Raw genomic sequence first — 13,407 nt, forward strand, 5'->3', positions numbered from 1 at the left:
GATAATTATGAATAAGAAATTTGATGGATATGTTATAGTATCTGATTTAGATGGAACTTTATTGGATAATAATAAAAATATTTCAAAAGAAAATCTGGAAGCTATAAATTATTTTACACAAAATGGAGGAAAATTTTCAGTAGCTACGGGAAGAGTTGTAGAAGCTACTGAAGAATATCTTTTAAAAATAGAAGTTAATCTCCCAATAATAGTGTACAATGGTGGCGTTATATATGATCATAATAATAAAAAAATACTAAGTGAAAAATTTGTAGATGATAATCAAAAGCAAATTGCGCTTAGGATTAAAGAAGATGATGAGAATATAGGAATTGAGATATATGCAAACAGAAAACTGTATATTCTTAGAGATTCAGGGAACTCAATTAGATCTGCAACACAAATGCTTGATATAATATATGATATTACAGAAGATGTTTTTTCAATGAATTGGCATAAAATATTAGTGGTTGGGAAAAGTGACGTTATAGATGGCATAGAGAAAACATTTGAAGATAAATATAATATAAAAGGAACTAGAAGTGGAAAAACATCATTTGAATTATTACCAGCAAATGAATCTAAAGGACAAGCGCTAAAAAGTATAATAGAAATGTATAATTTAGATCAGAGCAAAGTTATATGTGTTGGAGATAATATGAATGATGTAGAGTTATTACAAGAAGCTGCCTTTTCTTTTTGTCCTAAAAATGGTTCGGAAGAATTAAAGAAATATGCTGATTTTATAGCTCCAAGCAATGAAGAACATGTGATAAAACATATAGTTATGTGGGTTGAAGATAAATTAAGTTAAAATAATATAAAGGCTAGAGAGCAATGAACTCTCTAACCTTATTTTTGTTTAATGAATTTTCAATTATTTGTTTTGCTATCATAAGATTTACTTTTAGCTTTATCTTGTTTTGCGTCAGAAGCATAGTGACTATCTTCTAAAATACCACCAAATACTTTCTTTTCAGTGAATTTTACAGTAAATGCCCTTTCATATTGCTTTATTATATTAAGTTGCTTAATTGTAGTTATACATATGGATGTGCCATGTGCATCCCCTCTAGCAGTTCTTCCAGATCTATGTAAATATTCATTTAATTTCAGTGGTAAGTCTAGATGGAATACATGAGTTATACCTTCAACATCAAGTCCTCTAGCGGTAATGTCTGATGAAACTAATATTTTAATTTTTCCATGTCTAAAGCTTTCAATGGCAAGTTTTCTATCTTCTTTAGAAATTTTTCCGTTCATAGCAAAACAATCTTTACTATGATAATTAAGTTTTACAGTAGTTAATTCAATATCTTCATTATCATTAACAAAAATAATTGCTTTTTCTGGTTTCACAGCTACAATAATTTTTCTTAGAGTTTCAAATTTATCACGTCTATCACACACTACAAACATATGCTCGATGTTAGGGTTTATAGTTGGTTTATCTTCAGACTTTATAACTACAGGTTCTTTCATTAAATCCGTAGCAGTCGCAAGGGTTTCAAGTTTTATAGAAGCTGAAAAGACCATAAGCTGTCTATCTTTCATAGTAGTTTTTATAATATCTTTAACGGTATCTGCTCTCTTAGGATCTAATAAGTTATCACCTTCATCTATAACAATTGTTTTTATAGTATGAGCAGCTATCTTTTTCTTTTTGATAAGATCAAGAATTCTACCTGTTGTCCCTACAATTATATGTGGTTTATTATCCTTGAGTTTTTTAATTTGATTATTTATATTTACCTCTCCAATAATTGACATAGAGGTTACAGGAACACCAGAATTTTCAGCAAGAAGCTTAATTTGATCTTCTATTTGTATAGCAAGCTCATGGGTTGGTGCTAAAATCATTCCTTGCATTTCTCTTTTTGAAGTATCTATTTTATGAAACATAGGGATAAGATAAGCTAAAGTTTTACCACTTCCAGTAAAAGCTTCTCCAATTATATCTTTGTTTTCAAGAGCTGGTAAAATAGATGAAGCTTGAATTGGAGTTGGAACGGTAATGCCTTGCTTTAAAAGCCCCTCTATTATATTTGAATTTACGTTTAAATCAGTAAAAGAATTATTCATTGATTTCTCCTTCATAGTTTAATTTTTTGGACATAATATATAGCCTACAATTATTATAAGCTTATGTCATATATTAAAATTTACGCATCTAAAAACTATTTAAAGATGCGTCTTTATATATTGTTATTTAATTATATCCTTATTATGTTCATTTTTCTAGCTAAAGTTACATGATTTTATACATTTCTAAGGGTAGTGCAACTAATAGTTTACAAAAATATGTTCTATAGTTGATAGTAATAAAATTGTAGTTTTGCTATTATTAAAAAGAGGTGAATAAAAAATGAGTTTTCCGGAAAATTTGCAAAGACTAAGAAAAGCAAATAAATTATCTCAAGAAAAATTAGCAGAAATAATGAATATTTCTAGGCAAGCTATTGCTAAATGGGAATCTGCACAATCATATCCGGATATTAATAAGCTAATAACTTTAAGCAATTTATTTAAAATTAGCATTGATGATTTAGTTAAGGATAATGAAAAAAATCTATGTGAACTAAAAGGAAAAGTTGATATAAATGGAGGGTTTATTTTGGATAAAAAAGTAATAGATTTTATGATTAGAGCAAAGAGAGCAACTTATGCTGGAAAAGGTGCAGACGTGATTTCAAGTAGACCTAATTCTCATGATTTAGAACACATTGAAGGAAATTTAAAATATTATGACACATATTTAGGTGGAGAGAAGTTTGCAGGAGAAGAGGCTTTATGGAAAGATAACATTCCTTTTTGGTCAATGAATTATATAGGACGAGTTCTTGATGAAGGATTTTTAGGAGATTTCTTAAAAGAAGCATTAGCTTTAGTCCCAAAAGAATATCCATATCGCGGGCCTCTTGAACATGAGAATGGAGAGTACAAATATATCTGTACTGTAGAGGGCGACTTTACATGGTATAGTGGTCATGAAGAAATTTATAAAAATGATGTAAAAGTCTATGAGTGTAATTTTCATGGAGGATTAATAAAATAAATTCTAATGCATAGCTTGTATTTAAATATGTAGGCTATGTTTTTTATATATCTTAGGAAACATTACTTATAATTATGTTTTAAGAACTAACATAACGCGTTAAATTATTATGTTTTAAAAATGAATAAGAATGGTATAATAAGAAGGATTGATATAATTACTAATGAAGACGTTAGTAATTTAGAGTGAGGAGATAATTTAACATATGAATAGTGAATTTAGTAAATTTAAAATAGGAGAGGAACTTTTGAAGTCCATAGAAGGTCTTGGATATAAGACTCCTTCAGAAGTTCAAGAAAAGGTAATACCAGAGATTCTTAAAAATAATGATGTTATAGTTAAGTCACAAACAGGAAGCGGAAAGACAGCAGCCTTTGGTATTCCTTTATGTGAAAAAATAGATTGGGAAGAAAATAGTCCTCAAGTATTAGTTTTGACACCAACAAGAGAACTTGCAGTTCAAGTAAGTGAAGATATATCTAATATAGGAAGATTTAAAAGAATTAAAGCTATTGCAGTTTTTGGTAAAGAGCCAATAACAGATCAAATAAGAAAATTGAAACAAAAGACTCATATAGTAGTTGGAACTCCAGGAAGAGTTTTTGATCACATTGATAAAGGAAGCCTTGATCTATCAAAAATAAAATATTTTGTTATAGATGAAGCTGATGAAATGCTTAATATGGGATTTATAGATCAAGTTGAAGATATAATTAAGAAACTTCCAAGGAAAAAGGTTACTATGCTATTTTCAGCAACAATGCCAGATGAAATTAAAAATTTATCCAAGAAGCATATGAATAAACCAGTAGATATTACTATTGAAAGTCAAAAACTCATTACAGATAATATAGAACACACTTTATATTATGTGAATTATGAAAAAAAGTTAGAAAACTTAAATAGTATATTAATACATGAAAAACCTGAAACTGCTATTATATTTGCTAGAACTCAAGAAAATGTAGATAAAGTATTTGAATTTTTAAAGACAAAAAGATATTCGGTTAATAAAATTCATGGTGGAATGCTTCAAAAAGAAAGACTTAGCACTATGGAAAGCTATAGACGTGGAGATTTTAGATTGCTTGTTGCAACAGATGTAGCTTCAAGAGGAATTGATATTGAAGGTATAACTCATGTAATAAATTATGAGCTTCCAGTAGAAAAAGAAGCTTATGTACATAGAATAGGAAGATGCGGACGTGCAGGCGCAAAGGGGAAAGCTATAACTTTTTGTGTTAAGGAGAAAGACAATCTTTTAAGTCAAATTGAAGAACTTATAGGTTTTAAACTTCCAGTTTGTTATATTCCAGGTAAAGAGCAAATAGAAGAAGAAAGAGAAGAAAGCACTGAATTACTTCAAAGTAAACCTAAGAAAAAAACAGAAAAAGCTAAAATTATAAATACTAACATAACTAAAATTTATTTAAATGGCGGAAAGAAAAAGAAACTCCGAGCTGGAGATATAGTGGGAGCTATCTGTAATATAGAAGGATTAAGTGCAGATGATATTGGAATAATTGATATACAAGATTCAGTATCTTATGTAGATATATTAAATGGAAAAGGAAAAAAAGTTGTAGATGAATTAAAAAATATGACTATAAAAGGTAAGAAAATAACTATAGAAAAAGCATATAAATAAAATTAGGTGTATAATAATTAACGAGAGTAAAATAATAAGGTACTCTGTAATATAATTTTAAAGAGGTGTTATTTAAAAATGTTTTCAGATAGAAATGCAAAATGTTGGTGTGGCAGTGGATTAAAGTATAAAAGATGCCACTTAGAATTTGATCAAAAAATAGAAAGTTGCAAACTTAAGGGACATATTGTTCCATCAAGAGATCTTATAAAAAACCAAAAAGATATAGAAGGAATAAAAAAAAGTGGATTAATTAATAACGGAGTACTAGATTTAGTTGCAAGTAAAATTAAAGCTGGTATGAGTACATTAGAAATAGATAAATTAGTATATGATTATACTACAGAACATGGAGCAATTCCGGCGCCGTTAAATTTTGAAGGTTTCCCAAGGAGTGTATGTACATCAATTAATAATCAAGTTTGTCATGGGATACCTGAGGAAGGTGCTATTTTAGAAGATGGAGATATTGTAAATGTAGATGTTTCTACAATTTTAGATGGATATTATTCTGATGCATCTAGAATGTTTATGATAGGACAGGTTAGTGAAGAAGCTGAAAAGCTAGTAAAAGTAGCTAGAGAATGTATGGTAAAGGGAATCGAAGCTATAAAGCCATGGGGATTCCTAGGAGACATAGGAGCAGCTTGCGGCGAACATGCTCATAAAAATGGATATACAATAGTTAGAGTACTTGGCGGTCATGGGGTTGGAAATCAATTTCATGAAGATCCATTTGTGCCACATATAGGTGAAAAAGGAACAGGAATGCTACTTGTCCCAGGAATGGTTCTTACTGTAGAACCAATGGTAAATGAAGGTGTTTATGACGTGTTTGTTGATGAGGAAAATGACTGGACTATATATACAGAAGATGATAAGTTATCAGCTCAATGGGAGCATACAGTATTGATAACTGAAACTGGTGTTGAAATCTTAGCCAAATAAAGTGAAACTTTAAAATAATGGTGTAACTATAAGTGTGAAAAATACATTTTTAGTTGCACCATTTTTTCATGTACGAAGAAATTGTATTCTAAGGGAGGTGAAAGTAAATAACAAGTCAAATATACTAGCATACTGACTTGTTGTTTTTTTGAACCTCCCTAATTGCAAAGTGTGAACTGTGCATCTAAAAATTATGTTTATAGTATGTTAAGAAATTGTAATTAAATATAAGTTTTTAAAATATAAATAGTATTGTGTAAGTAATATTAGGAGTTAATTTCATGGCTGATTTACGTTTTTGCAATTCATATTATGATCCATATAAGGGCAGTTACTTAATCGAATATAGAGGGCCTTTTAAGGAACAAATTGATAAGGTAGCTTATGCTTGTGGAGATATATTTACTGATAGGGTTGGAATTGTATCAGTAAATCCTAACGATATAAATCAGCTTTTGATAGATGTACCATCAATTGTTTTTTTTGATTTTAGAACTATGTTTGTACTACAAGATATTTCACCATCTAGTGTGGATAATATAAATAATATTAAAATAAACCCATATTTAAACTTAAATGGTAGAGGTGTGTTAATAGGTATTGTTGATACTGGAATAGATTATTTGAATCAAGAATTTATTAGAGAAGATGGGACATCAAGAATAATGAGTATATGGGATCAAACAATTGAAAATAGTAATGATAAATCTGTAGTTATTGGAAAGACTTATTCAAATGATCAAATTAATAATGCAATTACGGCTCATGAAAATAATACAGATCCATATGCAATTGTACCTTCAAAAGATGATATAGGCCATGGTACTAAAATTGCTGGAATTGTAGGTGCAAGAGGATATAATAATCAGTTTCAAGGCATTGCGAGTGATAGTGATTTTGTAATTGTTAAACTTTTTGAATCTCCTTATTTTGCAAGGATATTAAAAGAAAATAATGTTAAATATACTCCAGTTTATAATGCTACTGCAATTGTGGCAGGAGTACAGTATTTAAGAACTAGATCTCAAGAAATGCAAAGACCTATGGTTATATATTTAGGTTTAGGAAGTAGTGAAGGAAGTCATGATGGGAAAAGTTTAATTTCTAGATACTTAACAGCAGTTGGAAGTATTAGAGGACTATGTATAGTAGCAGGGGTTGGAAATGAAGGTGACTCTCAAGGGCATGTGACGAAGTTTATTAAAAATGTAGGAGATATACAAAGTGTAGAGCTTAAGATACCTAAAGAAATGAAATATTTTATCTTGCATATATGGGTACAAAGACCAAATAGAGCTGCTTTAAATGTAATTTCTCCAACTGGAGAAGCATCTCAATTTATTGATTCAAAAACTGGCAAAAGTGAAGAAATCAAATTTGTTTTTTTAGATACAAAAATGACAGTTAGCTATTATTCTCCAGAACATTTTACTGGACATCAAGTCATAATAGTATTGTTCGATAATATAAAACCTGGGATATGGCGATTTGAATTAATTGGAGAATATATAATTAATGGAAGATTTGATATATGGCTTCCTCCAAAAACCACTTTGCTAGAAAATACAGTATTTCTTGAATCAAATCCTTTTAATACATTAACAATTCCATCTACAGCGATTAATATAATTACAGTTAGTTATTATGGAAATAATAATGCTTTAATTGCATCGTCTGGTAAAGGATTTAATATAGATAATAAAATCAACCCTGATCTTGCCACTGTAGGAATCAATATTTTAACAACACAAGTTTCAGGTGGTGTGACTTCTGTTTCTGGTAGTTCAGCAGCAACTGCAATACTCGCAGGAGTTTGTGCTCTTTTATTACAATGGGGGATAGTAGATGGAAATGATAAAAGCATGTATTCACAAAAAATTAGAACTTATTTAATATATGGAGCATATAGAAATCCAATTTACAAATTTCCAAACAGAGAAACTGGTTTTGGAGATCTTGATTTATTAAATACATTTGATGTTATTAGCAGATCATATAGAAGTGTACATATAAATAATAATATTCCAAGAATCACCAAAGAAAATATCCTAAGAAATAATAAAGATAATAACTTTATGGAATATTACATTAATAAGTTATTTATAAGAATTCCGCTACCTAAGAATAGGAGGATTTTAGATGATAAGGGATGTTAAAGCTCCAGATGATCTTTTTACTAATAAAAATTATTATCATCATGTTGTTGAATATCAAGGAAATATTCAGGAGGAATTATCAAAGCAACCGGGCTATTATGTAACTATAATTAATTACAAGTATGCAATAGTATCAACAATGGGAGAAACTGCTCTAAATGCTAAAGAACCGTATTTTTCATCTATTGTATATGTTAATCCACAACAACCATTTACACTACAGCAAATTTCACCTATTGATGCCTCAGGGGCTGAATTTTTACAGCTAGATTTACCTTTGCATTTGACAGGAATAGGCGTAAATGTAGGAATTATAGATACAGGTATTGATTATTTAAGTGAAGAATTTATGAAACCTAATGGAGAAACAAGAATTAAAGCTATTTGGGATCAAACTATACAATCAGTTTTAAAAACTGGAAATGATATAGTCCCATATGGAACTATATATATGCAAGATGAAATAAATAATGCAATAAAAGCTAAGAAATCGGGAAAATCTCCTTATGAAATAGTTGCTAGTAAAGATGAAATTGGGCATGGAACAAGTATGGCAGGAATAATTGGTGCTACTGGAAAAAATCCTGATTTGGTGGGAGTTTGCCCAGAATGTGATTTTGTAGTTGTAAAATTAGCAGAAGATATTACATACAGAAATCTTTATAATTCTAAAGTACCTATATTTAATATAGCTATTCTTTTTACAGCTGTACAATTTTTATATGAATATTATTTAACTAATAATGAACCAATGGTTATATATTATCCACTTGGAACTAATATGGGTAATCATAAAGGAATTGGTTCAGGTAAAGAATATGTAGAAGAAATATCTAGTAATAGTGGATTGGTTATGGTCACTGGAACAGGCAATCAAGGAGCTAGTGGTACTCATGCTTCTGGTTTAGTATCACAAGTAGGTGAAACAAGCGATATAGAATTGTATATATCACCAGAGCAAAAAAATATATTTGCTGAAATTTGGATAGGTGCACCAAATATAATGTCTTTAGAGGTAATATCGCCATCAGGTGAAAATAGTGGAATAATAAATGCTTTGCTTAACGTTGGTAGTGGTTATACCTATTTATTTGAGAAAACATCTATGACAATTACTTATTCTCTACCAGAGGAGCGTAGTGGAGATGAATTAATAAGTATTAGATTTAGTGATTTACAGCAAGGAATATGGAAATTTAGATTAACTGGAGAACTTATTTTAGATGGTAACTTTAATATGTGGATACCGCAAGAAGGAATAACAGTTGGAGATACAAGATTTGTTTTATCTGATCCTTATGGAACATTTATGGATCCAAGTGATTCGGAATATTTAATTAGTGTAGCAGCATATAATCAAAACAATAATAATATTGTAGCTTATTCTGGTAGGTCATTTTTAAGTAATACGACTATAATAGATGTTGCAGCAGGAGGAGTAAATGCGCTGGCAGTAGCACCTGATAATAAAACAACTGTTGCTAATGGTACAAGTGTTGCTGCAGCAATAGTTGCTGGAGCGTGTGTTATGTTATTACAATGGGGAATTGTAGAAGGAAATGATCCTAATATATATTCTGAAACTGTAAGAACATATCTTCAAAGGGGAACTGTAAGGAGAAGTGGAGATAATTACCCTAATGCAGAATGGGGATATGGAATGCTAAATATACTTCTTATGTTTCAAAATATAATATAGGGAATTTAAGGCACAATCAAAAAAATAACAAGTCCATTTGCCAGAAAAGTTCCGTATTGTAGCACAGCTACTCTTTTCCAATGTGCCCATTTTCCATCAGGCTGCGTCGGCAAATTCACCTAATAGACCTGCTATGAGGGGAATTCGTCTCCTTGCCTAATGAAAAATATTCATGGCAACTTTGGACTCGTTATTTATTTTCATGTGCCTAATATAAATTTTAATAAGGAATTATTATATGAGTGAATTTTAGTGATATTAGGAATTGAATAAGGCTGATTTACAAATAGAGTTAATAAAATTACAATCATAGAATAGATGAATATAATTTTTTCTATTGTATGATTTTTTTAGTATAATAAAGTCAATAATGAAAAGGTGGTATAATACTATTAGTTCATATGACCCGAGGTAATAGTTACAATTGAATGTGGCATAACCACTTTTATTAAATGAATTGACTTAAGGAGTAAAATTAATGGAGAATACAGCGTTAAATGTTTTAGAAAAATATTATGGATATAAGACTTTTAGAAGAGGTCAAGAAAATATAATTGATACAATAATAAAAGGCCAAGATGTACTTGCTATAATGCCAACTGGAGGAGGTAAATCTATTTGTTATCAGATTCCAGCGCTTATACTTGAAGGAATCACAATAGTAATCTCTCCACTTATATCACTTATGAAGGATCAAGTAGATACTTTGAAGGATATGGGGATCAAAGGCGCATTAATTAATAGCACATTAAGTGTTATAGAAGAAAATGAAGTTATAAATGATCTTGTAAATGGTGAAATTAAAATTCTTTATATAGCGCCTGAAAGACTTGAATCTTTTAATTTTATAAATATAATTTCAAGATGCAATATAGCTCAAATAGCAGTAGATGAGGCTCATTGTATATCTCAGTGGGGACATGATTTTAGAGTGAGTTATAGAAAGGTAGCAAGTTTTATTAATTTACTTCAAAAGAAACCTATAATAACAGCATTTACAGCAACGGCATCGGAAGAAGTAAGAGAAGATATAATAAAACAACTTAATTTAAACAATCCAAAAGTCTTTGTAACAGGTTTTGATAGAGAAAATTTACTTATAAATGTAATTAAAGGTGGAAGTAAAAAAGAGTATTTAAATAGTTATATAGAAAATAACAAAGAAGTTTCTGGAATTATATATGCTGCAACGAGAAAAGAAGTTGATAATTTATATGAGAACTTGAGTGCAAAAGGATATAATATAACTCATTATCATGCAGGTTTATCTGAAAAGATAAGAAAAGAAAATCAAGAAAATTTTATATATGATAGGGCAAACATAATGGTTGCAACTAATGCCTTTGGTATGGGTATAGATAAACCTAATGTTAGATATGTAGTTCATTATAATATGCCAAGGAATATAGAAAGTTATTATCAAGAGATTGGTAGAGCAGGAAGAGATGGAGAAAAAAGTGAATGTATACTTTTGTTTGCACCTCAAGATGTTCAAGTTCAAAAGTATTTAATAGAAAATTCAATAGAGAATATTGAAAGGAAAAATAATCAATATAGAAAACTTCAACAAATGATGGATTTTGTATATAGTAATGACTGTTATAGAAAATATATTTTGGAGTATTTTGGAGAAGAATATAATAAACATTGTGATAACTGTAGTAATTGTTTAAGTGAAGGTGAGTTTGTAGATAAAACTATAGAAGCACAAAAAGTGCTTTCATGTATATATAGAATGAAACAGAAATTCGGTAGTGGAATGCTTGTAGATGTACTTAGAGGATCTAAAAATAAGAAAGTGCTTCAATTTCACTTTGATGAAATTTCAACCTATGGATTAATGAAAGAATATTCAGCAGAAGACCTTAAGAACTTTATTAATACATTGATTTCTCATGGATATATAAATGTTATTGAAGGTACTTATCCAGTTTTAAATTTAAATGATAGATCTAGAAACGTATTAACATCAAAAGAAAAAGTACAACTAAAAGAATTCAAAGTAGAAAAGAAAATACATGAAGATAATGAATTGTTTGAAATTCTAAGAGCTATACGCCAAAATTTAGCAAGAGAAAACAATGTTCCACCGTATGTTATATTTGGTGATGTTACATTAAAAGAAATGACTGCAAATTATCCAATATGCAAAGAAGCAATGCTTAAGATTTCTGGAGTTGGAGAAGTTAAATATAGCAAATATGGTAAGGATTTTGAAGATGCAATAAAAGAATTTACAGAAGAACATAATATTGAAGTGCCTAATTATCTAGAAGCTGTAGTAGAGCCTGAAAATAATCAGCCTAAAGATAATGATTTAAAGTTAGAAGTAACTACAGATTTAGACTTATACAACATACTACACATAGCAAGAGATGAATTTGCTAAAAAAGAAAATTCCCCGCCACAAGCAATTATAACTATGAATAGTTTAAAAGAGATAAGTGGAAGATATCCAATCACTTTAGATAAATTGAAAGATGTAAGTGGTATGGGACCAAAAAAAATAAGCTCATATGGAGAAACAATAATAAAAATAGTAAATGATTATTTATCAGAAAATAATAAAGAGATAAATTGGAATGAGAGAAAAAGAAAAAAAGTTATAATTGATGGAGAAACTAGAGAAAATAATCAAATTGCAATAGATATGCTTAAAGAAAATATTGATATTCATGAAATATCAAGGAAGATAGAATTATCAATTTCAACTATTTTAGGCTATGTAACAGATTATATTAAAGAATTTGGGGAGAATATATTTGATATAAATTTAGATGAATTTTATAATGAAGAAGATGAACAGCTAATTGTAAATGCTTGTGAGAAAAATGGCTATAATCAGATAAATGTGCTAAAAAAAGAGCTCCCATCTCATATTAAATATGAGAGTATAAGATCAGTTATTTTAATTAAGTACTATAATATTCACTATTAAGAACAATAGTTTATTTTCTATATACAAAGTTCTGATATTTAAATATAAAATTTATATATCAGAACTTTTAAGTTTCACTTTTATGAAAGAGTTTCCTTCGAAGTCTATTTTAGGCTGATATTAGGGGATATAGCAAGCTCTCCATCCCCAATTAGTACAAATTTATAGCCAAGTTGAAGAGGAACTAAATTATATTTTTGAGATTGTGGTTTTAAACGTATACCTTGAAGTGGTGTTGCATAAGAGTCAAAAACAAGTATATAAATACGTTCATTAAAAGAAGTGTTTTCTATAGTATAAGTAGTATCAGGTGATAGATTTGAATCAACGATTTTATAAAAACCTTTTTTTAGAACTTGAGCATTAGCTATAGTAGGTACCAGAAGTATTATAAAAGAAAAGCAGAAAAAACATAAAAATATTATAATATTTTTTTTCATCAAGACAGCCTCATTTCAATTGTAATTTTTATAAATAACATAAATATTAAATTTAAGAATTAAGGAAACCAATATATTTCAAAGTATGCTTTAGTCTATTGTGATTTCTCCATTAGTAACTACCAACATTTGATATCCAAACTGCATAGGGGTTAAAACGTATTCTTTTGATTTAGGTGGTAACTGCATAAGTTGTTGAGCAATTTGGTTAGAGTCGAAAATCATTATAAAAGCATAGTCATTATGAGTATTGTTTTGAATCGTATGTTTAGTATTTGGTGATAAATCTAAATCAGTATCTTTATATAAACCCTCTTTAAAATTCTTTGGCTGAGCCATAGCGCATATTGTAAACATATTAAATGATAAACATAAGAGTAATAAGAAAAAAGACTTCTTCACTAATATAACCACCTTCCAACTTTATTTTTGTTTTATTAAGTAGATATGTAATAATTTAAATTTTTGTTATAAGTATTTACATTATAATTAACGGTGCTTACTACTATATATTATTAAGAAA

10 protein-coding genes are annotated in these 13,407 nt (G+C 29.0%); 7 read left to right on the forward strand and 3 right to left on the reverse strand.

The window, feature by feature from the left end; translation table 11 throughout:
• The first annotated feature begins 7 nt into the window (after window positions 1-7).
• Entirely contained in the window at window positions 8-814 is an 807-nt protein-coding gene (locus psyc5s11_RS10965; protein WP_224037619.1) for a Cof-type HAD-IIB family hydrolase, read from the forward strand.
• Between the two features lie 59 nt (window positions 815-873).
• On the opposite strand, the gene psyc5s11_RS10970 is transcribed toward psyc5s11_RS10965, so the two are convergent.
• Entirely contained in the window at window positions 874-2,082 is a 1,209-nt protein-coding gene (locus psyc5s11_RS10970) for a DEAD/DEAH box helicase (RefSeq protein WP_224037620.1), read from the reverse strand.
• Window positions 2,083-2,365: 283 nt separating this feature from the next.
• Between psyc5s11_RS10970 and psyc5s11_RS10975 the strand changes: the two genes are divergently transcribed.
• The 6 genes from psyc5s11_RS10975 to recQ all read left to right on the forward strand — a co-directional run bounded on the left by psyc5s11_RS10975 (window position 2,366) and on the right by recQ (window position 12,444).
• Window positions 2,366-3,055: a DUF5680 domain-containing protein gene (locus psyc5s11_RS10975; protein ID WP_224037621.1), complete on the forward strand. Its 690-nt coding sequence runs from the start codon at window positions 2,366-2,368 to the stop codon at window positions 3,053-3,055.
• Window positions 3,056-3,260: 205 nt separating this feature from the next.
• Window positions 3,261-4,703: a DEAD/DEAH box helicase gene (locus psyc5s11_RS10980; RefSeq protein WP_224037622.1), complete on the forward strand. Its 1,443-nt coding sequence runs from the start codon at window positions 3,261-3,263 to the stop codon at window positions 4,701-4,703.
• 78 nt (window positions 4,704-4,781) lie between these two features.
• Entirely contained in the window at window positions 4,782-5,651 is an 870-nt protein-coding gene (locus psyc5s11_RS10985; RefSeq protein ID WP_224037623.1) for a methionyl aminopeptidase, read from the forward strand.
• 281 nt (window positions 5,652-5,932) lie between these two features.
• Window positions 5,933-7,807 (forward strand): S8 family peptidase, encoded by a 1,875-nt coding sequence (locus tag psyc5s11_RS10990; RefSeq protein ID WP_224037624.1) that lies wholly within the window; start codon window positions 5,933-5,935, stop codon window positions 7,805-7,807.
• Window positions 7,791-9,506: a S8 family peptidase gene (locus psyc5s11_RS10995; RefSeq protein ID WP_224037625.1), complete on the forward strand. Its 1,716-nt coding sequence runs from the start codon at window positions 7,791-7,793 to the stop codon at window positions 9,504-9,506. The genes psyc5s11_RS10990 and psyc5s11_RS10995 overlap by 17 nt, the downstream gene beginning before the upstream one ends.
• A gap of 478 nt (window positions 9,507-9,984) precedes the next feature.
• Window positions 9,985-12,444: a DNA helicase RecQ gene (gene recQ / locus psyc5s11_RS11000; protein ID WP_224037626.1), complete on the forward strand. Its 2,460-nt coding sequence runs from the start codon at window positions 9,985-9,987 to the stop codon at window positions 12,442-12,444.
• 104 nt (window positions 12,445-12,548) lie between these two features.
• On the opposite strand, the gene psyc5s11_RS11005 is transcribed toward recQ, so the two are convergent.
• A complete protein-coding gene (locus tag psyc5s11_RS11005; RefSeq protein ID WP_224037627.1) occupies window positions 12,549-12,884 on the reverse strand; it encodes a hypothetical protein in 336 nt (111 codons plus the stop codon).
• Between the two features lie 90 nt (window positions 12,885-12,974).
• Window positions 12,975-13,286, reverse strand: a complete 312-nt coding sequence (locus tag psyc5s11_RS11010; RefSeq protein ID WP_224037628.1) for a hypothetical protein — start codon at window positions 13,284-13,286, stop codon at window positions 12,975-12,977.
• Window positions 13,287-13,407 lie beyond the last annotated feature (121 nt).

This window comes from Clostridium gelidum (genome assembly GCF_019977655.1).
GTDB lineage: Bacteria > Bacillota > Clostridia > Clostridiales > Clostridiaceae > Clostridium > Clostridium gelidum.